We start from the raw sequence: 26,909 nt of genomic DNA, 5'->3' as shown, positions 1-26,909 counted from the left end.
CGATCGCCGCACCATTTTAATCTGAAAAATACTGTTGGACACAACTGAATCGGTGGCAAAGCCTGCCCAACCAAAGGCTGCCTTGTTTGGTGTTGTTTTGGCCTTATGCTGCGTTGTGGAGGCGTGGCGAGGAGTGAGACCATGATGCCCGGCTGGCTGGTTTTCGGATCAGCTCTTTTCTATCTGCTGATGCTGTTCGCCATCGCCACCTATGGCGACCGATCTGCGCGTCAGCGACGGCGGCGAACGGCAGGGCGCCCGATCATCTATTCGCTCAGTCTGGCGATCTATTGCACCTCCTGGACCTATTTTGGCGGCGTTGGTCTGGCAGCCTCGCGCGGACTGGAATTCACCGCGATCTATATCGGTCCAATCCTGATGTTTACCCTCGGGATGCCTATCCTGAAACGTATCGTTACGCTGGCGAAGGCCGAAAAGCTGACATCGATCGCCGACTTCATGGCAGCTCGCTACGGCAAAAGCCCTCTGGTGGCAGCGCTTGTCGCGCTGATTGCCGTGATCGGCACCATCCCCTACATCGCCTTGCAGCTCAAGGCGGTCTCCTCATCGGTCGCGGTGATGGTGGATGTCGAGCAATTGAACCGGGTGACAGAGACCTTTTTCCTGTCTGACATCTCGTTTTTCGTCACTCTTGTATTGGCGGCCTTTGCCGCGATTTTTGGCACGCGCCATACCGATGCGACCGAACACCAGGACGGTCTGATCCTCGCCATCGCTATGGAATCGCTGGTCAAACTTCTGGCGTTCTCGCTGATCGGTCTGTCCGTCCTCTACGTGATGTACGATGGCCCCTGGGATCTGCTGCAAGCAGCCACCACCCATACCGACGTGATGACGGCGATGGCTTACAAGACGCCTCCGTTGCGATGGGCATTGCTGATCGTGCTGTCTGCTTTCGCCATCATCCTGCTGCCGCGCCAGTTCCACGTGGCGGTGGTGGAAAACCGGACGGCTGGCGAGCTGAAGCTCGCGGGCTGGCTGCTGCCGCTTTACCTCGTCGCGATCAATATTTTTGTTCTGCCTGTCGCCATCGCCGGTGTGCTGCAATTCGGGTCCGGCGGTGGCAGCGACCTTTTCGTGCTTGCTCTGCCCATGGCAAACGACATGCCGGTCATCACCCTGATCACCTTTATCGGGGGCTTTTCGGCGGCGACCGCGATGGTCATCGTGGCGTCGGTGGCTGTGGCCATCATGGTCTCAAACGATATCATTGTTCCTGTGGTGCTCAGACGGCGCAACCGCCGCGGCCAGAGCGGCGATTTTTCCGGCCTGATCCTGACCATCCGGAGAACGGCGATCATCGGGATCCTGCTGCTCGGGTTTGCCTATTATCGTGCCGCGGACATCAATGCGGGTCTGGCATCCATCGGACTTTTGTCGTTTGCAGCGATCGCCCAGCTTGCGCCGGCATTCTTCGGCGGCTTGTTCTGGCGGCAGGCCAATGCCCGTGGCGCCATCGCCGGGCTTTCCAGCGGAATAGCCATCTGGGCCTATATTTTGATGGTGCCGAGCCTGGGCGGGCCGGACAACAGCCAGGTGGCTGCGGCCATACTGGATTTCATCATCCCGGGCACAAGCGGATTTTCCGGACCGGGCTCCGACCCGCTGTTCAATGCGGTGGTTCTGAGCCTGCTCGTCAATTGCCTGTTCTATGTGGTCGGTTCCCTGTCGCGGCGACCCAAGTCCATCGAACGGATCCAATCGGCGATGTTCATTCCGGAAAGCCAGCGGCTGACAACGTCGGGGCGCAGCTGGAAAACCAAGGTCACGGTCGGCGACCTGAAACAGACCATCGGCCGCTATCTCGGTCAGGAACGGACGGAGCGGTCTTTTCATTCGCACGAGTTAGCAATCGGCCGCTGGATCAATGAACAGGACCCCGCCGATATGGGTCTGTTGCGGTTTGCAGAGCAATTGCTCGGCAGCGCCATCGGCTCGGCTTCGGCCCGGTTGGTTCTGTCGCTTTTGTTCGAACGGGCAGACGACATTCCGGGCGATACGGCGCGGCTGCTCGATGAAGCGTCCGAAGCACTGCAATACAATCGCGATCTGCTGCAGACAGCACTCGGGCAGATGAACCAGGGTATCACCGTGTTTGATAATTCCAACCGACTGACGGTGTGGAACAAACGCTTCCGCTCGCTATTGGAATTGCCGGAACAGGTCGGCCAGGTTGGATTTCCGCTGGAGAACATCATTTCCATCCTTGTCGATCGCGGCGACCTCAAGGCGGGCGAGGAGCAGGAGGCGCTGGATCGCTTCCTGATCATGGACAAGGCCTTCTCGCTGACCATCGGGCCTGAAAAACGGATCATCGAGATCCGCTCGAACCCGATGCCCGACAGCGGGATCGTCACCACCTATGCCGATATCACCGAGCGGGTGGCGGCCGACATGGCACTCAAACAGGCCAATGAGACGCTCGAGCAGCGGGTGACGAAACGAACTGCCGAACTCACGCGCGTGAACCGCGAACTCGAGAAAGCGCAGCTGACCGCCGAAGAGGCCAATATCGGCAAGACGCGGTTCCTCGCTGCAGCCGGCCATGACATCCTGCAACCGCTGAATGCCGCCCGGCTCTATTCCTCAACGCTTGTGGAGCGGCTTGGCAATTCGCCAGACCAGAAGCTGGTGCAGAACATCGACTCCTCGCTTGAATCGGTGGAAGCCATTCTTGGGGCAGTGCTGGATATCTCGCGGCTCGACACCGGGGCGATGAAGCCTCAGCTGGCAAGCTTCCCGCTCAATGATCTGTTGCAACGGGTGGTCACTGACTTTGCCCCCGTGGCGCGCGAGAAGAACCTAAAGTTCACGGTGATGCCGACCAGCGTCCATGTGCGCTCGGATCCCAATCTGTTGCGGCGGCTGATCCAGAACCTGGTCTCGAACGCCATCAAATACACCCGCGAAGGCCGGGTTCTGGTTGGCGTCCGCAGGCGCGGTGACAAGGTTCTGATCCAGGTCATCGATACCGGCATCGGCATTCCCTCAACCAAGTTCCGCACCGTTTTCCGTGAATTCGCCCGGCTTGAGGAAGGCGCGCGGACGGCATCGGGGCTGGGACTTGGGCTCTCGATTGTCGATCGCATCGCCCGGGTTCTCAAGCATTCAGTCGACATCGCCTCGCAATCCGGCAAAGGCACCGAATTCCGGGTGGAGTTGCCGATCGAGACCAATATCTCGCGTATTCAATCCCAGCCGCGGCGCACGGCTGCAGATGCGGCAAACACCAACCTCAAGGGGCTTCGGGTTCTTTGCATCGACAATGAACCCAAGATCCTGGAGGGCATGACGCTACTGCTGAGCGGATGGGGATGCACGGTTCTGGCTTCCGACTCACTGAGCGAGAGCCTGAAGCTCGGAGAGACGGAAGATGCTCCAGATGTGATCTTCGCGGATTTCCATCTTGATGATGGCACCGGCATAGAGACCATCATCGCGCTGCGAAAACTGTGGAAGATGGACATCCCTGCCCTGCTGGTCACCGCTGACCGAACACCGGAGGTGCGTACCATGGCCGAGGCAGAACGGATTGCCGTTCAGAACAAGCCGATCAAGCCCGCGGCACTCCGGGCCTTTCTCAATCAGGTAACATTCACCAGGCGAACCGCAGCAGAATAGAATGATCTGCTCAGTCGCTCTGGCTCAAAACCTCCGCGCCAATCTTGGAGAGCTGGATGACGGCCTGTGTGCGGCTGTCGACACCGAGCTTCTGCAGGACCGCGGAAACGTGTGCCTTGATCGTGGCTTCTGAAACACTGAGCTCATAGGCAATCTGCTTGTTCAGCAAGCCTTCTGCGAGCATTCCGAGCACGCGTCCCTGCTGCGGCGTCAAGGTCTGAATGCGGGCAATCAGGCCGGCAATTTCCTGATCGTGCTCTGATCCCAGATCGACGTCGGGCGGCGTCCAGATGCCACCATCGAGCACAATGCGCACACCCTGGCGGATTTCATCGATGCTGGCGGACTTCGAGATAAATCCGGACGCGCCCAGCTCCAGTGCCCGGCGCATGGTGGAAACATCGTCGGTGGCAGACACGACAACGACCGGCAGGCTGGAAAATTCTGCTCTAAAGGCAATCAGGCCAGACAGCCCGGAGACACCCGGCATGGTCAGATCCAGAAGAATAAGATCCGCTTCGGGATGATCGCCAGCAATCTTGCGGGCGCTTTCGAGATCGCCTGCTTCCAGAATATCAATAGTGGCGCCTATCCCCTCCAGGGCTTGCCGCATGGCTCCCCGAAACAATGGATGGTCGTCCGCAATAATGAATGTCAATTGCGCCATGCACTCTCCCCCCTGATCGCGCTGCCGCGACAAACCGGGTCACAACCCGGTTTGCGGACATCACCTTAGCGGCGCGCCAAGGCTTCGCGCAAGTGCATGCACAGGTTGCCCCCCAAAACGCAAGCCAGCTTCTGGCCTAAACACGCATCAGGTCCGGTCCGGTATCGGCTCGGGCGGGACTCTGGGGTTCTCGTCGAAATCCTTGCGCAAGTCATCGACCATGCCGAAGAAACGGCGCATCATCTTTTCCATGGCCCCGATGGCGCGGTCGAGTTCCGCTTCGTCGGGCATATCGGCTCCGTCGCCTGCCGGGGCCAAGGCATCAAGACGGCTCTCAAGTGTCTCCACACGTGCGGAGAGATCGGAAAGGGTTTCCTCGAATGCGCGGCGTTCATCAGCGGCAAGCCTGCACACAAGCTGATCGGCTTTCTGCGTGCAAATGGACATCTCGCCAGTCTCAGTATCGAGACGGACAAAACCGTTGTCTGTCTTCTCCATGGTATAGCGGCTTGCAACCGTTTCCTGGGAAAAGGCTTGCGCTGGTGCGATCAACGCCAACACGGAAACGGAGAGAATTGTAAAACGGGTCATGACGGCACACTCCTGTTTCTGTATGTGATGACACGCAATCAAGACAAAATCGAGAATGGGTCCCTGAAAGCTGTCGCGTAACGGCCTGGACGGACCCGGCCTCAGAAAAGCGAGACGATCAGGCATGCATGCGACAATCTACAAGATCACACCGGACGCGCTCTGGCGCACGGCTGAAGCCGAGGGCAAATTTACCGGCGCGCCCATAGATCTGGCAGACGGGTTCATTCACTTCTCGACCCGCGAGCAGGCCATCGAGACAGCGCAACGGCACTTTGTCGGGCAGGAAGACCTGTTGCTGGTGGCTGTTGATGCGAGCGCGCTTGGCGAAAAGCTGATCTTCGAACCGTCGCGCGGCGGCGCGCTGTTTCCGCATCTCTATGCAGAAATGCCCCTGTCGGCGGTCAAATGGGTCAAACCGCTGCCGCTCGGCCCCGACGGTGCGCACGTGTTTCCGGACATGGAGTCGTGATGAGCCTGTTTGACGGACTTGGCCGAAGCGCGCTTTTCACCATCGATCCGGAAACAGCGCACGGCCTTTCACTCAAGGCACTCAAGAGCGGGCTGGTGCCCGGTTGCCGGGCTGACCGCGATCCGCGCCTTGCGGTCAATGTCGCGGGACTGGCGTTTCCCAATCCACTGGGCATGGCGGCCGGGTTCGACAAGAACGCCGAGGTTCCTTCCGAACTGACGCGGCTCGGGTTCGGGTTTGTCGAGGTTGGGACGGTGACGCCCAAGCCGCAGACCGGCAATCCGCGGCCGCGGATCTTCCGCCTGGTCAAGGACCATGCCGTGATCAACCGGCTGGGGTTCAATAACAAGGGCCATGCCGAGGCACATGCCCGGATTGCGGTCCGCCGCAAGGAGGGCATTCTCGGCATCAACATCGGCGCCAACAAGGACAGCGAAGACCGCGTCGGTGATTATGTCACCGGGATTTCGGTTTTTACCGATGTGGCCGATTATTTCGCCGTCAATGTTTCCTCGCCGAACACGCCTGGCCTGCGCAACATGCAAACCCGTCAAGCCCTCTCGGAGCTGTTGGGCCGGGTTGTTGCCGAACGCGATGCAAAGGCCAAACGGATCGCGCTGTTTCTCAAGATCGCGCCCGACCTTACCGAGCCGGACCTTGATGATATCGCGGCCGAATGCCTGGCGCACAAGCTCGACGGTTTGATCATCTCGAACACGACGCTGTCGCGCACCGGCCTCGCCGATGACGTGAAGAGCGCCGAATCGGGTGGATTATCAGGACGGCCTGTCTATGCCCGATCGACAATCGTGCTCGCCAAGATGCGGCAGAAGCTGGGGCCTGACATGCCGCTGATCGGCGTTGGCGGGATCGACAGTGGCGAAACGGCTGCGGAGAAAATACGGGCGGGCGCTGACATCATTCAGCTCTACACCGGGTTCATCTATGGCGGACCGCTGCTTCCGGGTCGGATATTGCGGGACCTGTCGCGCATCTGCGATCGTGAAGGCCTCACGAAGATTTCCGATCTGCGCGACAGCAGAACCGAACATTACGCGGCACTCACCATTCCCGAGTAGGCTCAAGTCCGACCGAAGGCTGCGTCTCGACGGCGTGGCAGAAGTGCGAGCAAGGTGAAGCCGCGCGCGCCCAGGAATATGTTCAGAGAGATCCAGAGCCCGAGATTGCCCCAGATTTCGGTGAGTGCAACGGACAGGCCAATGAACAGGGCGAGCGACAACAGCATCATGTTGCGCATGTCGCGCGACCAGGTGGCGCCGATATAGACACCGTCCATCTCGAAGGCGAGGACGCCGGACACCGCGGTCAATGCCGCCCAGAACAGATACGACCCGGCTTCTATGCGCACCGATTCGAGCGTCGTCATCACGCCGATGACTGAATTTCCGAAGATCAGGAAGAAGCAGGTGGTGAAGCCTGCGAGCGCAAAGCCCCAGATGACCGTCAAGCGGACCGCCTTGTCAAAGGCCGGCCGGTAGCGGGCGCCAATCGCGCGCCCTGCAAGTTGCTCGGCAGCCGTGGCAAAGCCATCAAGATAGTAGCCCGCGACCATGAAGAAGTTCATCAGGATGGCGTTGGCGGCCAGGGTGTTCTCGCCAAATCCGGTGCCGAGCCGCGTAAACCAGGCGAAGGCGGCTATGAGCGCAAAGGAGCGGATCATGATGTCGCCGTTGAGCGCCAACAACCGCATCAAGGACGGGCGGTAGATGATCTGCTTCCATGACGGCCTATGGGCACGATCAAACCTGTTGCGGATGATCAAAAAGCCGATCGCGCAGCCGGTGATTTCTGCAATCACCGTGGCGAGCGCTACCCCCTGAAGGCCATAATCTAGTCCAAGCCCGAACCAGATCGACAGGACGATATTGGTGCCATTGATGACGGTTTGCAACAGAAGTCCGGTTCCGCCCATGCCGCGGCCGAGCACGTAGCCGAGGATGGCGTAATTGGCCAAGGCAGCAGGGGCTGACATCGCCCGGATCACCAGATAGGTCGAAGCTGCAGCGGCTACCTCGCCTTCAGCTCCCATGAAAGCCAATCCTCCGGCCAGCAGCAATGGCGTCGCGGCTATGATGGCGACACCGGCAACGACCGAAATCATCAGCGAGCGCCAGAAAATTGCCTGTTCTTCGGTCGGATCATCCCGGCCCATGGCCTGGGCGACCAGACCGGTGGTCGAGGAGCGCAGGAAATTGAAGGTGGCGAACACCAGATCAAACAGGATCGCCGCAATCGCCAGTCCGCCCAATAGCGCCGCGTTGCCCAACCGGCCAACGACAGCGGTGTCGACCAGGCCCAGCAGCGGCGTGGTCAGAAAGGCCAGCGTCATCGGCACGGCGATGGCAAGCACCAGGCGGTTGCTGACGTCGAAGGGACGGCCTTCGGGCGGCAATGGGTCGGTTTTGAGCAGGAGATCGGTCAAGCGGGGAGGTCCGGCGGGAAGTGAAGTCTCTTTCCTGTTCGAGTTCGCTGCCGCTGTAAAGGGGCGATCGCCGATACCCCGATCAAAGCTTTTGATGGACGCGTACAGCGGAGCGCCCCATATGGAACGAATGCCAATGCTGCCGATTGTTCACGCACCAGACTATGACGCCAACTTTTCCCCGGATCACCGGTTTCCGATGGGCAAGTACACGCGGCTTATGGAACTTATACGGGACGCCGACCTCGGATCGCGTGCGATCTTTCATATGCCTGCACCGGCCTCTGCCGAATGGCTGACACTCGCCCATGACCGGGTCTATGTGGATCAGGTGCTTGCCTGCAACGTTCCTGCCGCCATCGAGCGCGAGATCGGGTTTCCGGTCAGCGAGCGGGTGAGCATGAGGGCGCGGCTCGCCACCTCCGGAACAGTAATGGCGGCGCGACTGGCGCTTTCCGAAGGCATCGCCTGCAACACAGCCGGCGGCAGCCACCATGCACGGCGTGCGCAAGGCGCCGGGTTCTGCACCTTCAACGATGTGGCGGTGGCATCGCACCTGCTGCTTGCCGACGGCGAAGTTGACAGGGTTCTGGTGATCGATCTCGATGTGCATCAGGGTGATGGCACTGCCGAAATCTGCGGTGGGGTAAAGGCCATCCGAACAGTTTCGGTGCATGGCGAAAAGAACTATCCGACGCGCAAGCAGACCTCGTCAATCGATGTGGCGCTGCCCGACGGGGTGCGCGACGAGGCCTATCTTGAAACGCTGGATTGGCTTCTGCCGCGCAGCATTGAGGATTTCGCGCCGGACCTGGTTTTCTACAATGCGGGTGTCGATCCGCATGAGAACGACAGGCTGGGGCGCCTGTCACTCACAGATCAGGGCCTGAAGGACCGCGACACGCGGGTGTTCTCGTTCTTCAGGCAGCGCGGCATTCCGGTCGCATCGGTTCTAGGCGGCGGCTACAGCCGCGACATCGACGCAGTCGCCAGGCGACACATGCTGACATTCGAGGCCGCTGCGCAATTCGTCTGAGCGCTGATTTTATCTGCGGATGCTGAAAAGCCGCATGATGATGAACAGCGGGATGACCACACATGCGCCCAGCACCAGGTAACCGCCGAAGCGACCCAATGCGGCAAAGCCGGTTTCCCAGAGATTGACCACGAAATCGCGGAACCAGTAATACACGTCGACCGGGTACCAGTTGAACGCGGCCATGATCACGCCGACCACGAAAGACGCGACCAGCAGCTTGAGTGCGGTGCGGCCGGGCGTATCGCCCAGAAAGCGTGTCAGACCATTGCTCATGCAGGCGGTTCCCGTGTTGCGTCAGCTTTCACATAGTCATAGCGTACGCAGCGGGCAAGTGCATCATTCGACGCCGTCGATCATCCGCTCAAGGGTTTCAAGGTTGTCGGCCTCGCCTGGCGGCTTGTCCCAGCGCAACCGGCTGATGCGGGGAAAGCGCATCGCAACGCCGGATTTGTGCCGACTGGATCGGTTGATGCCTTCGAATGCGACCTCGAACACCAATCCCTTTTCCATCCCTGCACGCACGGATCGGACTGGTCCAAAGCGCTCGATGGTGTTGTCGCGGACATATTTGTCGATCTGCAGAAGTTCCTCGTCGGTGAAGCCAAAATAGGCCTTTCCCACCGGCACCAGTTCGCCCGGCTCGCGCCAGACGCCGAAGGTGTAGTCGGAGTAAAAACCCGAGCGCTTGCCATGGCCACGCTGGGCGTACATCAGCACTGCGTCGATCAGGAACGGATCGCGTTTCCACTTGAACCATTCACCTTTCGGCCGGCCCGGAATATAGGGCGCGGCCTTGCGCTTGATCATGACCCCTTCGATTACAAGCAGAGGCGGTTCGGCGCGAAGAGCGGCAAGTTGGTCCCAGCTTTCGAATGCCAGCATTTCAGAGCAATCAAAGCGCGTTGGTTCGAGTTTCGAGACAAAGGCTTCTAGCCGGCCCCGGCGCTCGATGAAGGGCATGGTGCGAAGATCGTCCGCCCCATCCTGAAGGAGGTCATAGGCGCGGAAGAACGCCGGGTGGTCGCGAAGCTGTTTGGCGGTCACGGTCTTTCGGTTGAGACGCTGCTGCAGATCGGAAAAACTGCCGGTTTCAATTCCGTCGCCATTCGGCCGGGCGACCAGCAACTCGCCATCAAGCGCGCCATCAAAGGCGATCGCATCGACCAGATCTGGAAAGGCCGCGGAGATGTCGTCGCCGGTGCGGCTGTAGAGCCGGCTGATCCCGCGCTCGGATGTTGCCTGCACCCGGATGCCGTCCCATTTCCATTCGGCGGCGAATTCTTCGGGGTCGAGTTTCTCGAAGTCCTTTGTGTCGATGGCATGGGACAACATCACCGGTCGGAACGGCGCTGCCGCCGCATTGACCGGCTTTAGGCCAGAACCTTCCAGCCAGGCAAACAAGTCGGCATAGGGCGGGGTCAGTCCATGCCAGAGTTCCTCGATCTCATTGACTTCGACATTGCCGAAGGCTGCCAGCGCCTGCTTGATCAAGCGGCTCGACAGGCCCATCCGAAACCCGCCCGTTACAAGTTTGAGCAGCGCATAGCGGCCCGGCGGATCAAGACGATCAAGCCACGCCTCGACCAGTGCCGGCCCCTCCCGGCGCGAGGACGCCTGCAAGGTCTCGACCACTTCTGCCAGTCCCGGAGCATCGTTCCGCCCGGCGAGAGCTTCGCCGTTGGCAGGCCAGGCCAGCGCGATGGTCTCTGCGAGATCGCCAACATAATCATAGGAATAGCCGAACAGTTCGGGATCCATGCGGGTGGACATCAGTTCTCGCAATTGCGCCGGTTTGACTGCCGGGATATCCAGATCGCGGGCGATGGCTGCGAGCGCATAACCGCGCTCGGGATCCGGCACCGTGCGGAAATAGTCCTGCAGCAGCGAGAGCTTGGCATTGCGTGAGGGCGTAAAGGCCAGCATGTCGAGGAGGTCGGCGAAGCGGTTCACGGCTCAGTCCCCCTCGTCTTCGTAACCGACAAGATGCAACGGCTTGGCGGGAATGCCCTGCATTGCGCACCAGCGCACCAGGGCTTCTTCACGACCATGGGTGACCCAGACCTCGCCCGGGGCGACGGCCTCAATGGTCTGCGCCAGTTCGTCCCAATCGGCATGATCGGAGATGACCAGCGGCAGCTCAACGCCGCGCTGGCGGGCACGGGCCCTCACCTGCATCCAGCCGGAAGCGAAGCTGACAAGCGGATCGGGAAACCGGCGGGCCCATTTGTCGCCAAAGGCGGAGGGCGGCCCGAGCACGATGGCGCCGGCGAAATCGCCCTTGGCGCCGGCATCAACCGTGGCCGGGCGCAGATCACCAAGAGCGATCCCTCGGCTTTCGTAATAATCGCAAAGCTTCTGAAGGGCACCGTGAATGAACAATGGCTTTTCGTATCCCGCATCGCGGATCAGCCGGATCACCCGCTGCGCCTTGCCGAGCGAATAGACGCCGACCAGGTGCGCCCGGTCCGTATTGCGTTTGACCGAGCGCAGCAGCCGGTTGATCTCGTCACCTGCATCGGGATGGCGGAACACCGGCAGGGCAAAGGTTGCTTCGGTGATGAAAACATCGCAGGCGACCGGCTCGAACGTGGCGCAGGTCGGGTCCGGTCTTGGCTTGTAGTCACCGGAGGCGACGATGCGCATACCGTCCTTCTCGACGGCAATCTGGGCCGATCCGAGCACATGGCCGGCTGGATGGAATGTAACGGTCACATCCCTGACGCGGATTACCTCGCCGAGAGCGGCTGCCTGGGTGGCGCCGGCATGGTCGGCACCGTAGCGGATCGCCATGATGTCGAGCGTCTCTGCCGTCGCCAGCACATGACCATGGCCGGCGCGGGCATGATCTGCATGACCATGGGTGATCAGTGCTCGGTCTACGCCGCGCACCGGATCGATAAAGAAGTCTCCCGGTGGACAGTAAAGCCCTTCGCGGCGGGGGATCAGCAGGTCTTCAGGTTTCATAGCCATCTTGCATAGGTAGGGCGACTTCGCTCCCTGCGAAAGGGCTTGCGTTTTACTCTCAGCGGCAGCATAGGCTCGGCCTCTGTTCCTTCTTGGTCAACCTATGACATCTCATCAGCTTTCCTCTGGCGATCTGACTGCCGATCGCCGCGCCAATTACGCTCGGCAATACGCCGAGGGTGGCGATTTGGGCGCTGCCGTGGATTTGCAGATGCAGGCGCTCGAATTGGCGCCGCAGTGGGCCGCAGGCTGGCACGGGCTCGGCGGCTATCGCGAAAAGGCAGGAGATCTGGCGGGCGCTGCTGACGCCTGGCGCAAGGTGCTGGCGCTCTCACCGGTCGATATCTTCGGCGCGAGCCTGAAATTGTCCCTGACCGGACAAGCCGAAATGCCATCAACGCCGCCATCCGAATATGTCGAAGCCTTGTTCGACGGTTATTCAGACCGGTTTGATACGGCCTTGGTGGAAGATCTTGGCTATTGCGTGCCGGAACGTCTGACTGCGCTGCTGGGCGAGGTTGCCGGTCTGGACGCGCAGTTTGCCAAGGTCATTGATCTCGGTTGCGGCACCGGCCTGTTTGGCGAACGGATCCGGCGCAAAACCTCCTGGCTTGAAGGGTATGACCTTTCGCAGGGAATGCTGGCGAAAGCCGGGGAGAAAAGCGTCTATGACCGCCTGGGCCAGGCCGATATTCTGCATGGCATCCCGGCTGCGCGCCTCACTGGTGCCGAAGCGGCTGAACTGGTCGCGGCGTCCGATGTGTTTGCCTATTTCGGCGATCTGGACGGCGTCATCGGTGTTGCATCGGCACTCGCCACACCCGGTGGGCTGCTTGCCTTCTCTTGTGAGGCAGGGGACGACGAGACCTGCTGGTTGTTGCAGACCTCGTTGCGCTATTGTCATGGCGCTCCCTATATCCGGTCGGTTCTTGAAAAGCATGGCCTCCTCATCGAGCGGTTGGCGCGTGAAGCAATACGCTCTGATGGCGGAAAGCCCATCATGGGGTTCCTGGTGATCGCCCGCAAACAACCGGAAGCCTCTCTTCGTCCGGTTATCTTGCCGCCAGCGGCCGCCAAGAGGACAGAGTCCACCGACTTCTCTTGAGAATTGTCCCGGGGATCTCTGCCCGTGCGCAGACGACCACCTGAATTCATCTGTGCGGATCCGCTTGGAGCGGAGCCTGGGCTGCACTAGATTGCCCTCTGTGAAAGCCGAATCCTTATCTCATCCTGATAGTCCGGGCTTTGTTCTGCCCGAGCCCTTCCTCGGCTGGTTCGCCAGCCGCGGCTGGCATCCGCGCGCGCATCAGCTGAAACTTCTGGCAGAGACTGCATCGGGTCGTTCAATGCTGCTGATTGCGCCAACCGGCGCAGGCAAGACGCTGGCCGGTTTTCTGCCGAGCCTGACCGAGCTTGCAACGCGCGGCAAACCCAAACCCGGCGCCGCCGGTTTCAGATCGCTGCACACGCTTTATATCTCGCCCTTGAAAGCACTGGCTGTCGACATCGAACGCAATCTGGCCCGCCCGGTCGAGGAAATGGGTCTGCCGGTGCGGATCGAAACCCGGACCGGTGATACGCCGCAATCCAAACGGGCCCGACAGCGCACCGATCCGCCCGACATCCTGCTGACCACGCCGGAGCAGGTGTCGCTGCTGATCGCCAACGGCCATGCCGAGCGGCTGTTTGCCGGCCTGCGCTATGTGATCTTCGACGAACTGCATTCGCTGATTGCCTCCAAACGCGGCCATCTGCTGTCGCTGGCGCTGGCCAGACTGCGCCAGCTTGCGCCCGGCCTGCGCACCATCGGGCTTTCGGCCACGGTGGCTGATCCGGAAGAACTGCAGCGCTGGCTGGTGCCGCAGCGCCCTGACAGCGATGAACTGGCCGGGAGGATCACGGTTGCCGGCGGGGCCAGCCCGGTGATCACCATTCTTGAGAGCGCCGAGCGGATTCCCTGGTCCGGGCATTCGGCGCGCTATGCCATCCCCGACGTCTACCAGACCATCAAGGACCACCGCACCACGCTGATCTTTGTCAACACCCGCAGCCAGGCGGAACTGCTTTTTCAGGAGCTGTGGCGGGTCAACGACGACAATCTGCCGATAGCGCTGCATCACGGATCGCTGGATGCGGCGCAGCGCCGCCGTGTCGAAGCGGCGATGGGGCGCAATGAACTCCGAGCCGTGGTCGCCACCTCGACGCTCGATCTGGGGATCGACTGGGGCGATGTCGATCTGGTCGTCCATGTCGGCGCGCCCAAGGGTGCAAGTCGGCTGGCGCAGCGCATCGGCCGCTCCAATCACCGCATGGACGAGCCAAGCCGGGCGATCCTGACGCCAGCCAACCGGTTTGAAGTTCTCGAGTGCCAGGCGGCGATCGACGCCAATTATGTCGGCGCGCAGGATACGCCTTCGGGCGGCGATGGCGGGCTCGATGTGCTGGCCCAGCACGTGCTGGGGATGGCGGCGGCCGCACCCTTCGATGCGGATGATCTTTACGCAGAGGTGACCAGCGCCTCGCCCTATGCGAGCCTCGACCGCGAGACTTTCGACAAGGTGATCGAGTTCGTCGCAACCGGCGGCTATGCACTGAAAAGCTATGAGCGCTATGCCCGTATCCGCAAGCGCGCCGATGGTCTGTGGCGGATCTCGAACCCGCAGGTGGCGCAGCAATACCGGCTCAATATCGGCACCATCATCGAGGCGCCGATGCTCAATGTGCGGATGACCAGCCGCAAGAACGGAACACTGTCCGGGCGCGGCGGGCCACCGCTGGGCAAGGTCGAGGAGTATTTTCTCGAAACGCTGGCGCCTGGAGACACGTTTCTCTTTTCAGGCAAGATCCTGCGGTTCGAGGGCATCCGCGAGAACGAGTGCCTGGTCTCCAAGGCCTGGGATCAGGACCCGAAAGTTCCGGCCTATGCCGGCGGCAAGTTTCCGCTGTCGACCTATCTGGCCGAGGGCGTCCGCGCGATGATTGCCGATCCCGCGAAATGGGGAGCGCTGCCCGATCAGGTGACGGACTGGCTCAAGATGCAGCAGCAGGTCTCGCAGTTGCCGGCCCGGGACAGCCTGCTGATCGAGACGTTTCCGCGGGCTGAGCGCTTTTTCATGGTGTTCTATCCTTTCGAAGGCCGCGTCGCGCACCAGACTCTGGGTATGCTCCTGACCCGGAGGCTAGAACGCCTGCGGGCGCAGCCGCTCGGCTTCGTGGCCACCGATTACTCCCTGGCGGTTTGGGGGCTTGAGGACATGGGCGCGATGATTTCAGACGGGCGCCTTGACCTTGGCGAATTGTTTGACGAGGACATGCTCGGCGACGATCTCGATGCCTGGCTGAACGAATCCTGGATGCTCAAGCGTACCTTCCGGGCCTGCGCCGTAATCTCGGGCCTGATCGAGCGACGACACCCCGGCAAGGAGAAGTCCGGCCGCCAGGTCACGGTATCTGCAGACCTGATTTATGACGTGCTTCGAAGCCATGAGCCGGACCACATTCTGATGCGCGCGACGCGGGCTGATGCGGCTCAGGGGCTTTTGGATATTCAGCGGCTCGGCGCTATGCTCAAGCGAATCAAGGGCCATATACGGCACCGGGCGCTTGAGCGCATATCGCCGCTGGCGGTTCCGATCATGCTGGAAATCGGACGCGAATCTGTTGCCGGCGAGGCGCATGAGAGTATTTTGGCCGAGGCAGCGGACGACCTGCTTGCCGAGGCGCAGAACCAGACTTGAACGGAACAGGCATGCACGGCGGAGCTGCGGCGCTCAGAACAGACATTCCGGCCCCCGGTCCGCTGACCGTCGATGTGATCGTCAACGGCACGGCGGTGACATGCGACCGCGCAGGCGTGATGTGGCTTCCCGATAGCGGCGCGCTGGTGGTGTCCGACCTGCATCTCGAAAAGGGGGCGGCGTTTGCGCGCCGTGGCATGCTTTTGCCACCCTATGACACTGCAGCCACGCTGGCGCGGCTCGGCGAAGTGGTGACGCGGTACAATCCACGTCTGGTCATTAGTCTTGGCGACAGTTTTCATGACCGGAGCGGGTCGGCGCATTTGCCCGAATGCTACCGGGACCAGCTTAAAGCCTTGCAGCGGGGCCGCGACTGGACCTGGATCGAAGGCAATCACGATCCCGACAGGCCAGTAGGATTAGAAGGCCATTTCTGCAGCGAATTGCACGTGGAAACGCTGGTGTTCCGACATGAGCCGAAATCCGGCATGGCGGACGGCGAAATTGCCGGGCATCTGCATCCGACAGCCCGCGTGGTCCGACGGGGCAAGGGCGTGCGGCGGCCGTGTTTTGCCAGTGACGGCAAGCGGCTGTTGATGCCGGCCTTCGGTTCGACCACTGGTGGACTGGAACTGCGTCATCCGGCGATGCGCGGGCTGTTCGATCGCAACCAGCTTGTGGCGCATCTGATTGGCCGGGAGCGGATCTATTCCGTGGCTTTCAACCGGATGAACGGCTGATCACGACACTCCCGATTTTTATGCCAGCATGACGAGGATGATCGACGCGACGACAATGGCACTGATGGTCAGACGCACCCGGCCAAACCAGCGCGGCAGAAGGCCATTTCGGGCACTTTGCGCATCCCAAGCAGCCTGCAGCGCGAAACCTGCCATGAGCAGAAGCAGCGACAAGGGCCGGTCAATCAGCAATGCCAGCCAGGCAGCCAGCGATGGGGCGACACTCAGGATAATTTGCTCGGCAGCGCGGGCCGGGTCTTCGAGCGACAGTGCGCGGCCCCACCTCACGCCGCCCATGAAGGACAGGATAACTGCGCCATAGCCAAGAAAGGCTGCGTCGCCGCCAAGCCGAGCGGCGGCGAATTCCGGCGAGACAATGCTGGCCAATGCCATCGCGACAAACGGGACCGCGCCAAGACCCGCCAGGAACCAGGCTGTTGCGATCATGCGGGATTGGTCTCTTGTCACAGCTCTGCTTGCCTCATTGCCGGCACTGATCAATCCTTGCGGAAAATGACGCTGCCGAGCCATCCGGTCAGCGTGGCAAGAAGCACCGCGATGATACCGTAGGCCAGCCCGTATGCATGGGCGAAATTGAAAATGAACTGCTCAAGGCCGGTCTTTACCACGCGCAGCGGGATCTCCCGTTCCATCACGAACTGGTTGTTCTTGTAAAGAACAGCGCGGACCGTGTGCTGGCCGACAGGGATATTGGCCGGAAGCCGGACTGTAGCGCGAAACAGCGCCTTGGAAATGAACTGCACGCCGGTCGGGTAGCGCTGGTACAATCCGCTCGCCTGCTTGATCCGCCGCAGTGCTTCGCGAAACTCCGTCAGCCTTGAGCCGTCGCCAACGCCGCCGGTGGGCACAAGACGAATATTGTTAATGCCGATATCGCGCGAGGCGAGCTCCATCATGTTGCCGATATCGGCCAGTGGACGGGTGCTCGACATCGAGTAGGACGCCGGGATCGGCTCAAACCGGATCGAATGCCGGTTGATCCAGATGCCTGCAACGCGCTCCTTGCGCCGGACAGTGGAGGATTTGCGCGGGCCTTCCAGGGCCACGACAATGTCGTAGGCGAAAGTTGCCAGCAACAATTCGTCCGCGGCCTCGATCGCACCGAAGACAGTGATATCCGCGCCAGAAAAATCGGAGGTGATGGCGATTTCATTGGTCGATATACCGATATCGATCCGCTCTGAAAACTTGTCGTTGATCGTCACCACCGGCTCGGCGAGTTGGGCTGCGGCAGGAAAACTCGCAAACACGGAGAGACAAAGCATGCAAATTGCGGCGCGCATCAGAATCCGAAGCTCCCGCTGACCACCGAGTAGACTTCATCGGGCGGCAACACCAGTCCGAAACCAAGTCTGATTCCAACGGCGAGAACCAGTAGCGCAAGGCCAGCGCGCAATTGCTCGCCACGCATTTTCTGGCCGACGCGGACACCATATTGTGCGCCGATAACGCCAGCGACCATCAACAGCCAGGCCAGCACGATATCGACCGAATAGTTTGTCGCCGCCTGAACGACCGTGGTGAAGGCCGTGACGAAAATGATCTGGAACAGCGACGTACCGATCACAACGCTGGTCGGTATGCGCAACAGATAAATCATCGCCGGGACCATGATGAAGCCGCCGCCCACACCCATCACAGATGTCAGGATACCAATCGCGAAGCCCAGCATGATGATCGGGATCACGCTGAGGTAAAGCTTGGACCGCTTGAACCGCATCTTGAACGGAAGACGGTGCACCCAATTGTGCTGGCCGGGCTTGCGCAGCGAAGACGGCTTGTTCTGGGCGGCGCGGCGCAGGGAAATCACGCTCTCCCAGAGCATCAGCCCGCCGACTGACCCGAGGAAAACGACGTAAAGCAATGAGATGATCAAATCGAGCTGACCAAGTCGACGCAACATCGAGAATATCTGAATGCCGACCGTGGCGCCGGCCAGACCTCCCACCAGCAGCACGAGCCCAAGCTTGATATCGAGAGTGCCACGCCGGAAATGCGCAAGGGCACCTGAAACCGAGGACGCGACGACCTGGTTGGCGCCGGTGGCAACGGCAACGGCCGGTGGAATGTTGTAGAAAATCAGAAGCGGCGTGATCAGAAACCCGCCGCCGACGCCAAACATACCGGACAGGAAACCCACTGCCGCGCCCATCCCGAGGATGACGAAGATATTGACCGACAATTCTGCGATCGGCAGGTAAATAGTCACCTAGCGCCCCCGGGCGTCCATGACGGGAAAAAGGGTTACGCCGGGTATTGCCCGACAAAACGGTTTTGCGCGTTTAGACGGTGCGAGTCAAATCAGTTGAGCTATTCCGGCGCGGTTTTGCCGGTGTCGTCGAACTTTTTCGCGCCGACCGTGACATGATAGCATGCCGCGTGCCGATGGAACCGCGGCAATCCGAACTAACGCCTTGAAATGACGGAAATTAGCAATCACTCGAATAGCTCGCTCCAGCCAACCGTGCCATTGGCAATGCTGTCGAATGGCTCGACTGTTTCTGGCCGGTTGCACGCATCGGAGTGACACCAGTTGGAACCAGCCTATCCGTTGCGCGCGAGCAATTCCTTGACCAGCTTGTCGTCGATTTCACCAGTGGCTTCCATGCCGATTGAAGTCTGGAACTGCTTGAGCGCCGCGACGGTCTTTTTGCCCATGACACCATCGGGTGGGCCGGCATCAAAACCATTGTTGTTGAGAATGGCCTGAATGTTGCGGATCGCCTTGCTCATGTCCACTGAAGCGGTTTCGGTGGACGCTCCTTGCCAGGAAGCTGGCACCTCAACCTCATTGGCATCAGCCTCGATGGGCTGTGCGGTCCAGTTGGCGACCGATGCGCGGGCTGCCTCGGCCTGCTCAGGGCGAAGCGCATTGAACACCTCGTCACGCTTGACCGCTGCATCCTTGTCGCCATCATTGGCTGCGATGGCAAACCATTTGTAGGATTTCTCCAGATCCCGAGGCACTCCGTCGCCACGAGCATAGAGGATCGCGAGATTGACCTGGCTGTCGCGCACGCCAACTTCAGCGGCACGGGTAAACCATTCAGCGGCGTTTTCGTAATCAGGCACGGCTCCAGCAGTTGCATAGAGGACTGCGAGATTGTGCATTGCGCTTATGTTGCCCTGCTCTGCCGCCAATTGGTACCATTTCTTGGCAGCATCGAGATTGCGCTCGAGGCCACTGCCTTTTTCGTAGAAATTGGCGATCCGGTACTGGGAAGGTGCGTGCCCGAGATCAGCGGCGCGCTGATACCAGGTCCCGGCTGACTTGAGATCGACAGGAACGCCGCGTCCCTCGGTAAAGCGTGCACCGATCTCGTAGAATGCCAGTGGATTTCCCGCAGCCGCAGCTGCCTTGAGCGCCCCGGTTGCAGCATCGGCGGGAAGCGCATCGAGTGCAGCGGTGAGAACGTTGTCAGCTGACGGTGCCACATCTTCGATCGGCGTGATGGCCGCTGTTGCTTCCGGCGATGTCGAAACCGGCCCGACTTCGGTCATCTCGGACTCTGTATCCGCGCCAGGCTCTATCACCCGGACCTCAGGCAAACGTGTTTGCGTGACAGGCTGCTCGTTCTGTGTGTCGGCCACCAGATTCTGCGCATCGACAGGCATATCGGTTTGCTCGAGAGAATCGGCAGGTTCAACGATTGCCGGTTCGACCGCAGCAATGTTTTCGTTGTCTCCAGAGAGGAGTCCGGACACCAGTGGGTAAGACATGATCGCCAGCAGAACCGCGCCGGCAGCCATCAAAATCGGACGCCGCCGCGACTTCAGAACCTCCAGCATGCCACCGCCGCCGCTCTTGTTGCTTTTGCCGATGGTGTCGACTTCAGCGGCTGCAGCCATGGCGGCGCGACGGGCAGAAGCCAGGAATTCCGACTTTTCCGAACCGTTGTCAGCAGGGCTTCCACCGCGCTGGCGTTCCGCCGCCTGGGCCTCGCGCACCTTTTGCAGGATGCGATTTATATCCGGCGCGCCCGATCCGGGTTCGAGCGGCATGTTGGCGGTTTCGGCATCCATCTCCATTGATGGATCAAGTGGTGGTGAATCGTCTACAGCAAAGTGCGGTTCGGCTTGCGACTTGGAAGTGTCCTTGCCGGGCCTGATCCGCGCTGCCAGACCCGAGAGGAACGACTTGTCGCCTGTGCTGTTCGAGCGTGATGACCTATCGTCGTCCTCTGCATCTGTCTCCTGGCTTGCCGCAAAGGCTGCAGCCATCGCGGCAGCTTCCGATGGCGACCTTGCAGGTTGAACTGCCTGCTGCGCACGCGCGCGGCCCATCTCGGCAAACCCTTCATCATTCTCACCCGCCGACCGCATCTCGTTGTCGATAGGTTGCGTCGAGGCTTGCGGCATGGTGGCTTCGATGGGGCCTTGCGAACCGCCGCCCGCGGCACGAGCGGTGTTAGAACCGTCCTCATGAAATGCCGGCGCTGGCGCATCGAGGCGTTCCAGACGTCCGGCGATCTTCAGCATGGTTTCCTGAACGGCCTCGAATGCGCGCGTGGTCCGATCCTCGGTCTTGCGGCTCAGACCTTCCAGCGCCCTGAGGTCGTCAGCCAGAGCGGTAATGACTTCCATGTTTGCAAGCGATTGCGGTGATGGAGCACTGCCCATCTGACCTGAATAGGCCGACAGTGCGGCCTCCGCAGCCTGACGGGCTGCTTCAACCACAAATTCATCGCTGGTTGCCAGATGCTCCTCGATGGAGGCCAGACGCTCGTCAAATGCCTCGCTCCCTGCACTGGCAGGCGCCGAGCTGATCAGGCGGGAGAGGTTGGCGATCTGATCCTCAAGCCCGCGCATCGCCTGGTCGCTGGGACCAGAGCTGCCGTTGCTCGACATATCCAGCCGATCAGCGATATCAGCCAGCCTTGCTTCCAGGTTCTCGATCCCTGGCATCATCACCGGGGCTTGCTCGATATAGGGCCTGTCGAGCCGGGCCGAAATTTCGGCAAGCTGGGCTTCGACGTTCTCAAGTCCGTTCACCGGCTGCATGGCGTGACCGGCGGCAGAGACTTCAGCCTGCTGGAGCTTTGTTGCGATATCGGCCAACCTGGCATCGAGCGTTTCAAGTCCAGGCAGTGGATCAATGCTGCGCGACACAGTTGCTTCGGCACGTCCGATCAGCGCTTCCAGACGGCCTATGACAGCCTCCGGTACGGTGCCTGATTGCGGTGCCGGTATCGAAAGGCTCTCGATCTGATGGGCAAGCTGATCAAGCCGGATGATCAGGGATTCATCCACACCGCGAGCATCAAGGGCTTCGATCTTGCCGGTAATGTCGCTCAGATAGTCTGCGAGCTCAGGCATGCGGTCTTCGCGTGCGCCATTCTCGAGATAGGACTGGAGGTTTTCAATTCGTGCATCCAGTCGCGCGATGGCTTCCTCGTCGGCCAGTTGCGCAACACGGGCTGCAAGATGCTCGATGCGGCTGCCAATTTCGGTTTCGACGGTGGATGGCTCGAGTTCATCGATTTTCTGGGCGACTGACGCCAGACGAGCTTCAAGGCGCTCAAACGGTGCGTTGTTGACCGCAGGCGACGCCGGGACTGGCATTGCCGCGATGGCGCGGGTGATTTCATCAAGACGCGCACCGAGCAGATCGAACTGTTCGGGAAAATCAGGGTTGGCGGAAGCGGACTGCCGGGTCATCGCCTCGATCGTGTGCGAAAGGTCAACAATCTTGTCCTCGATTGCCTGTCCCTGTCCGGATGCGGGCATCGCCGCCAGAAATTCGCGGATCTCGTCAACGCGGTAAGCCAGGTTGACCAGCTCTTCGCGCAGCGCAGCCATATCCAGTCCGGAGACCTGTTCTTCCATTGACTGCCAGCGGTCCCCAAGCGAACGGACACTGTCCTCACGGGCCAGCTGGTCGACCATGCCGCGCATGGAATCAAGCTCATGCCTCAGCGCATCAGCGCCTCCATCATGTGCGCCGAGCGCATCAATGGAGGCGGATATTCCGGCGAGATCCCGACGCAGTTCCTTTGGCAGCGACTGGTCGCGAGCTTCCCTGCGCAGTTCGCCCATTTCGTTGCGCAGCGCCGTCATTTCATTGATCAGCTGCTGACTCAGGTCGGGCCTCGGGTCCTGGTGCGTGATTGCAAAAGGGTCGAGGGCTGGAGCCTTGCGGGAGGACTGGCGGCTATGAGGCTCACGCGCAGATGGAACCGCTGCGGCATGAGACTGCACCTGAGATTGACGCGACATGCCGCCACGCTGGGTTTCTTCAAGCGCGCGCTGGCGGGCGCGGATATCGTCCAGCAGATTGGCACCCATGCCTGCAGACTGAGGTTTGGGTGCCGAGGTCTGCGGTGTACTTACCGAATATCGATCAGCGGAGGGATTGCCGCCCCGGCCAAGCATGTTTTCAATTCGCGCTTCCAGGCTCTCTATTGTGCGATTAAGCGATTCCATTGAGGATCCGCTTGCACCGGGCCTGCTTGATTGAGATCGCGATCCGTTCATATTTGTTTCCGCTTCGCGTTGTTGACCAGAGCTTCACGCCCCACCCCCGTCCGCAGCACATCCATACCGCTCTCCGGATCACGGGAAAAACCCGAACACCGAAAAGCCAGACTTCAAACCGGCAAAAACAAGATACAACGAATCCGGGCTTACTGCTCTTCGCGCTCACAATCCTCGAAACGTAGTAAACAACCCGTTAATCAAGGTTACTTTTCTTCTTCGCAAGGTCGGTAAAATGCGACCACTTGACGTATGGGAAGGTTTAATGCCAAACGGAAATTCATCGATCCGGCAACTTTGAGAAATGGTGGCTTTGCCCGACCATGAATGACATCACAGACACCAACGCGGACCACGACAAAGCGGTCTACAAAATTGGCGATCTGGCCGAGGAATTTGGCGTCACGCTTCGCACATTGCGCTTTTACGAGGACAAAGGCCTGCTCAAGCCGAAACGGGTGGGCGTGACACGGCTGTTCTCAAAGCGCGATCGCGCCCGTCTCAAGCTTATCCTTCTGGGCAAGCGGGTCGGTTTCTCCCTGACCGAGGTCAAGCGGATGATCGATCTTTACGATCCGCGCGGCAAGAATGTCACCCAGCTCAAGGTGGCCCTGTCCAAGGGCGAGGCGCAGATGCGGGTGCTGGAGGAGCAACGTTCCACCATCAACACCGCCATCGAAGAGCTTGAACGGACTGTGACAGCGGTTCGCGAGATGCTGACCGAATCAGAATAGCCGCCAGCACGAAGGCATCGCATTCTCACTAACCCGCTCAAAAGGCGGGTTTTTTGTTTCACAGCAGATTCAGCGTCAGGTTTTCAGGCGCTGCCCTCTTGTTTCAGGGCACCTAACTATTACATTTTTATTTACCTGCGTTTGATTTTTTCCAACTTTTTGCCACTGGCTTGGCAATGAAACGCTGGTTTTGGCAATGTTTTGGGTTCAGGATGCAGCCGATGACGCGATAGGCTCCATTTTTGACGTTTACGCGAACGTCAAAGTTTAGTAGACATCGACACGAGGATCGCCGGGCTATTGTGCCCGAGGCGACCAAACTACAAGGGATGAGGATCCATGCCAGTCTTCAAGGCGCCTGTCGACGACACGCTTTTCATTCTCAACGATGTGCTCGGATACGAGCGCTACATGAATTTGCCGGGGTTTGCGGATGCAAGTCTGGATATTGTCGAGGCCATCCTTCAGGAAGGCGCCCGCATATCCGAAGAAGTGCTGTTTCCGCTCAATCAGATCGGCGATCAGGAAGGCTGCACCCGGCATGACGACGCGACAGTGTCGACGCCGAATGGGTTCAAGCAGGCCTACAAGCAGTATTGCGAAGGCGGCTGGCTCGGCTTGGCTGCATCTCCCGAATATGGTGGCCAGGGTCTACCCTACGCACTTCACACAGCCGTGTCCGAATACATGATCTCGGCCAACCTTTCGCTGATGATGTACCCCGGCCTGACCCAGGGTGCGGTTGCCGCAATCAACGAGCACGGCAGCGACGAGCAGAAGGCCAAGTACCTTCCCAATATGATTGAAGGTATCTGGACCGGAACCATGAACCTGACCGAGCCGCATTGCGGCACTGATCTGGGTCTGTTGCGCACCAAGGCGGTTCCGCAGGGAGATGGCAGCTACAAGATTTCCGGCCAGAAGATCTTTATCTCGGCCGGCGAACACGACATGTCCGACAACATCATCCATCTGGTTCTGGCGCGCATCGAAGGCGCTCCGGAAGGGGTGAAGGGTATATCGCTGTTCATCGTTCCTAAGTTCATGGTGGGCGATGACGGCTCGATCGGCGATCGCAACCCGGTGTCGTGCGGCTCTCTCGAAGAGAAAATGGGCATCCACGGCAACGCAACTTGCGTGATGAACTATGATGAAGCCACCGGCTATCTGATCGGCACGGAAAACGCAGGCCTCAAGGCCATGTTCGTGATGATGAACGAAGCCCGCCTCGGCGTTGGCCTGCAGGGCCAGGCAATGGGCGAAATCGCCTATCAGAACGCCGTTGCCTATGCGCGTGAGCGTCTGCAGGGCCGGTCGTTGTCGGGCGCCAAGGCACCGGACAAGAAGGCCGACCCGATCATCGTGCACCCTGACGTGCGCCGGACGCTGATGACCATCCGTGCTTTCAACGAAGCCGGACGCGCCTTCATGCTGTGGACAGCGCTGAAATCCGATGTTGCCCACAAGTCCGAAGTCGAGAGCGATGTCCAGGAAGCGGACGACCTGCTGAACCTGGTGACGCCTGTGGTCAAGGGCGTGCTCACCGACAAGGGTTTTGATCACGCTGTGATGGCGCAGCAGATGTTCGGCGGCCATGGATACATCGAAGAATGGGGCATGAGTCAGTATGTCCGCGATGCCCGCATTGCCATGATCTATGAGGGTGCCAACGGCATCCAGGCGCTTGATCTGGTCGGACGCAAGCTCGGCCAGAATGGTGGCCGCGCGATCATGGCATTCTTCAAGGAAGTTGGCGATTTCTGCGAAGAAAACCGCGGCAATGAAGAGCTGGCGCTTTACACCAAGAGCCTTAAGAAGGGGCTAAACGACCTGCAGGCCTCGACCATGTGGCTGATGCAGAACGCGATGGCAAAACCGGACAATGCCGGTGCTGCCTCGACTGATTACATGCACCTCTTCGGCCTTGTATCGCTGGGCTATATGTGGGCGCTGATGGCCAAGGCCGCAGTGGAAAAACGCGCCAATGGCGCTGACGGCAAGGAAGAATTCCTCGCCTCCAAACTGCTGGTTGGTAAGTTCTATATGGAGCGCATCATGCCGGAAACTTCGATGCGCAAGACCCGCATCGAGACCGGCTGCGAGACCATGATGGAGCTTGCCGCCGAGGCCTTTTAAGCCGCGTTCAGCTGCTTGAATTGAGACTGCCGGCGGGCGCGTTCATTCGCCCGCCTTGAGCTTCGGGAGGAAGACTTGGCGACATTGCCATCAGAAGTGCTCGGCGTACCCCGTCCGGACTGGATGGAGGACGATGTAGCCATGCTCGAGGACATGGCCAGCCGCTGGCTGACGGCCGAGGTTGTCCCGCATTACGACCGTTATGAAAAACAGGAAATGGTCGACCGTAGCGCTTGGGAAGGCGCAGGCGCCGCTGGCCTGCTTTGCGCCTCGGTGCCGGAAGAATATGGCGGTTCGGGCGGCACCTATGCCCATGAGGCGGCGATCATTGAAGCGCTGGGCCGCACTGGCACCGACGGCTTCGGCATTGCACTGCATAACGCCATCGTTGCGCCCTACATTTTGCATTTCGGCTCGGAAGAGCAGAAACAGAAGTGGCTGCCGAAGATGGCATCCGGCGAGATGATCGGCGCCATCGCCATGACCGAGCCCGGCGCGGGTTCAGACCTGCAGGGCATCAAGACAACGGCCAGAAAAGACGGCAATCATTATGTCATCAATGGCTCGAAGACGTTCATCACCAATGGCCAGCATGCCAACCTGATCATCGTGGTCTCCAAGACCGATCCGACCAAGGGCGCCAAGGGCATTTCGCTGATGGTGGTCGAAACCGAGGAAGTCGAGGGTTTTCGCCGCGGCCGCAACCTCGACAAGGTCGGGCTTAAATCTAACGACACGTCGGAGCTGTTCTTTGACGATGTGCGGATCCCGACCGCCAACATGCTTGGCACCGAAGAAGGTCAGGGCTTTGCCCAGCTGATGACCGAACTGCCGCAGGAGCGGCTGTTGATTGCCAACCAGGCGATCTCGATGATCGAACGCGCGCTGGCGATCACCGTCGACTACGTCAAGGAACGCAAGGCATTTGGCAAGGCGGTGATCGAATTCCAGAACACCCAGTTCAAGCTGGCGGAGCTGAAATCGGAAGCCGTGATGGCCCGGGTGTTCGTCAATCATTGCGTCGGCGAGCATCTGAAGGGGAACTTGACCTCGACCACCGCCTCGATGGCCAAGTACCTGACGACGGATCTGCAGTGCAAGGTGGCGGATGAATGCGTCCAGCTGCACGGCGGCTACGGATACATGAATGAATATCCGGTGGCGCGGATGTTCCGCGATGCCAGGGTGCAGCGGATTTACGGCGGCACCAACGAGATCATGAAACTGCTGATTGCACGGAGTCTTTAAG

Annotated in this window: 20 protein-coding genes; 10 read left to right on the top strand and 10 right to left on the bottom strand. The window is 60.1% G+C overall.

Features of this window, described 5'->3' with window-relative positions; genetic code table 11:
- Positions 1-141: 141 nt before the first annotated feature.
- On the top strand, positions 142-3,642 hold the full coding sequence (locus tag WNZ14_RS06970) for a hybrid sensor histidine kinase/response regulator (protein ID WP_342867851.1): 3,501 nt from the start codon (positions 142-144) through the stop codon (positions 3,640-3,642).
- A 10-nt stretch (positions 3,643-3,652) separates the two neighbouring features.
- Here the strand turns inward: WNZ14_RS06970 and WNZ14_RS06965 are convergent, their stop codons facing one another.
- Both WNZ14_RS06965 and WNZ14_RS06960 read right to left on the bottom strand, forming a co-directional pair.
- On the bottom strand, positions 3,653-4,309 hold the full coding sequence (locus tag WNZ14_RS06965) for a response regulator transcription factor (protein WP_342867850.1): 657 nt from the start codon (positions 4,307-4,309) through the stop codon (positions 3,653-3,655).
- 147 nt (positions 4,310-4,456) lie between these two features.
- The gene (locus WNZ14_RS06960) at positions 4,457-4,900 is read right to left on the bottom strand and encodes a hypothetical protein (protein ID WP_342867849.1); all 444 of its coding nucleotides are present in this window, start codon (positions 4,898-4,900) and stop codon (positions 4,457-4,459) included.
- A gap of 124 nt (positions 4,901-5,024) precedes the next feature.
- Here WNZ14_RS06960 and WNZ14_RS06955 point away from each other — a divergent pair, with 124 nt between their 5' ends.
- Both WNZ14_RS06955 and WNZ14_RS06950 read left to right on the top strand, forming a co-directional pair.
- On the top strand, positions 5,025-5,372 hold the full coding sequence (locus WNZ14_RS06955) for a DUF952 domain-containing protein (RefSeq protein ID WP_342867848.1): 348 nt from the start codon (positions 5,025-5,027) through the stop codon (positions 5,370-5,372).
- Positions 5,372-6,451, top strand: a complete 1,080-nt coding sequence (locus tag WNZ14_RS06950; RefSeq protein WP_342867847.1) for a quinone-dependent dihydroorotate dehydrogenase — start codon at positions 5,372-5,374, stop codon at positions 6,449-6,451. Before WNZ14_RS06955 ends, WNZ14_RS06950 begins: the two co-directional genes overlap by 1 nt.
- 2 nt (positions 6,452-6,453) lie before the next feature.
- Here the strand turns inward: WNZ14_RS06950 and WNZ14_RS06945 are convergent, their stop codons facing one another.
- On the bottom strand, positions 6,454-7,815 hold the full coding sequence (locus WNZ14_RS06945) for an MATE family efflux transporter (RefSeq protein ID WP_342867846.1): 1,362 nt from the start codon (positions 7,813-7,815) through the stop codon (positions 6,454-6,456).
- 130 nt (positions 7,816-7,945) lie between these two features.
- On the opposite strand from WNZ14_RS06945, the gene WNZ14_RS06940 reads away from it, so the two are divergent.
- On the top strand, positions 7,946-8,851 hold the full coding sequence (locus WNZ14_RS06940; RefSeq protein ID WP_342868533.1) for a histone deacetylase: 906 nt from the start codon (positions 7,946-7,948) through the stop codon (positions 8,849-8,851).
- Between the two features lie 9 nt (positions 8,852-8,860).
- Here the strand turns inward: WNZ14_RS06940 and WNZ14_RS06935 are convergent, their stop codons facing one another.
- The 3 genes from WNZ14_RS06935 to WNZ14_RS06925 all read right to left on the bottom strand — a co-directional run bounded on the left by WNZ14_RS06935 (position 8,861) and on the right by WNZ14_RS06925 (position 11,818).
- Positions 8,861-9,127, bottom strand: a complete 267-nt coding sequence (locus WNZ14_RS06935; RefSeq protein WP_342867845.1) for a DUF6460 domain-containing protein — start codon at positions 9,125-9,127, stop codon at positions 8,861-8,863.
- A 63-nt stretch (positions 9,128-9,190) separates the two neighbouring features.
- The gene (locus WNZ14_RS06930; RefSeq protein ID WP_342867844.1) at positions 9,191-10,804 is read right to left on the bottom strand and encodes a cisplatin damage response ATP-dependent DNA ligase; all 1,614 of its coding nucleotides are present in this window, start codon (positions 10,802-10,804) and stop codon (positions 9,191-9,193) included.
- Between the two features lie 3 nt (positions 10,805-10,807).
- Positions 10,808-11,818, bottom strand: a complete 1,011-nt coding sequence (locus WNZ14_RS06925) for a ligase-associated DNA damage response exonuclease (RefSeq protein WP_342867843.1) — start codon at positions 11,816-11,818, stop codon at positions 10,808-10,810.
- Between the two features lie 103 nt (positions 11,819-11,921).
- Here WNZ14_RS06925 and WNZ14_RS06920 point away from each other — a divergent pair, with 103 nt between their 5' ends.
- The 3 genes from WNZ14_RS06920 (at position 11,922) to pdeM (ending at position 16,295) form a co-directional block, all read left to right on the top strand.
- Complete coding sequence (locus WNZ14_RS06920) at positions 11,922-12,923, top strand: methyltransferase (protein ID WP_342867842.1); 1,002 nt, start codon at positions 11,922-11,924, stop codon at positions 12,921-12,923.
- Between the two features lie 100 nt (positions 12,924-13,023).
- Positions 13,024-15,555 (top strand): ligase-associated DNA damage response DEXH box helicase, encoded by a 2,532-nt coding sequence (locus WNZ14_RS06915; RefSeq protein ID WP_342867841.1) that lies wholly within the window; start codon positions 13,024-13,026, stop codon positions 15,553-15,555.
- 11 nt (positions 15,556-15,566) lie between these two features.
- On the top strand, positions 15,567-16,295 hold the full coding sequence (gene pdeM / locus WNZ14_RS06910) for a ligase-associated DNA damage response endonuclease PdeM (protein WP_342867840.1): 729 nt from the start codon (positions 15,567-15,569) through the stop codon (positions 16,293-16,295).
- A gap of 18 nt (positions 16,296-16,313) precedes the next feature.
- On the opposite strand, the gene WNZ14_RS06905 is transcribed toward pdeM, so the two are convergent.
- From WNZ14_RS06905 to WNZ14_RS06890, 4 genes are all read right to left on the bottom strand, one after another.
- Positions 16,314-16,742, bottom strand: a complete 429-nt coding sequence (locus WNZ14_RS06905) for a DUF3429 domain-containing protein (RefSeq protein ID WP_342867839.1) — start codon at positions 16,740-16,742, stop codon at positions 16,314-16,316.
- Positions 16,743-16,792: 50 nt separating this feature from the next.
- Positions 16,793-17,599, bottom strand: coding sequence for a TIGR02186 family protein (locus tag WNZ14_RS06900; protein ID WP_342867838.1), 807 nt, complete (start codon positions 17,597-17,599; stop codon positions 16,793-16,795).
- Positions 17,599-18,525 carry a sulfite exporter TauE/SafE family protein gene (locus WNZ14_RS06895; protein ID WP_342867837.1) on the bottom strand — a complete coding sequence of 309 codons (927 nt, stop codon included), beginning with the start codon at positions 18,523-18,525 and terminating at the stop codon, positions 17,599-17,601. The genes WNZ14_RS06900 and WNZ14_RS06895 overlap by 1 nt, the downstream gene beginning before the upstream one ends.
- 335 nt (positions 18,526-18,860) lie before the next feature.
- Positions 18,861-22,739: a peptidoglycan-binding protein gene (locus WNZ14_RS06890; protein WP_342867836.1), complete on the bottom strand. Its 3,879-nt coding sequence runs from the start codon at positions 22,737-22,739 to the stop codon at positions 18,861-18,863.
- Between the two features lie 374 nt (positions 22,740-23,113).
- Here WNZ14_RS06890 and WNZ14_RS06885 point away from each other — a divergent pair, with 374 nt between their 5' ends.
- The 3 genes from WNZ14_RS06885 (at position 23,114) to WNZ14_RS06875 (ending at position 26,908) form a co-directional block, all read left to right on the top strand.
- The gene (locus WNZ14_RS06885) at positions 23,114-23,524 is read left to right on the top strand and encodes a MerR family DNA-binding transcriptional regulator (RefSeq protein ID WP_342867835.1); all 411 of its coding nucleotides are present in this window, start codon (positions 23,114-23,116) and stop codon (positions 23,522-23,524) included.
- Between the two features lie 339 nt (positions 23,525-23,863).
- Positions 23,864-25,660 carry an acyl-CoA dehydrogenase C-terminal domain-containing protein gene (locus tag WNZ14_RS06880; RefSeq protein ID WP_342867834.1) on the top strand — a complete coding sequence of 599 codons (1,797 nt, stop codon included), beginning with the start codon at positions 23,864-23,866 and terminating at the stop codon, positions 25,658-25,660.
- Between the two features lie 75 nt (positions 25,661-25,735).
- Positions 25,736-26,908 carry an acyl-CoA dehydrogenase family protein gene (locus tag WNZ14_RS06875; protein WP_342867833.1) on the top strand — a complete coding sequence of 391 codons (1,173 nt, stop codon included), beginning with the start codon at positions 25,736-25,738 and terminating at the stop codon, positions 26,906-26,908.
- Position 26,909: the final 1 nt, after the last annotated feature.

Source organism: Hoeflea sp. AS60, from assembly GCF_038900115.1.
Lineage (GTDB): Bacteria > Pseudomonadota > Alphaproteobacteria > Rhizobiales > Rhizobiaceae > Hoeflea.
This window is presented reverse-complemented; position numbering and strand designations above follow the sequence as displayed.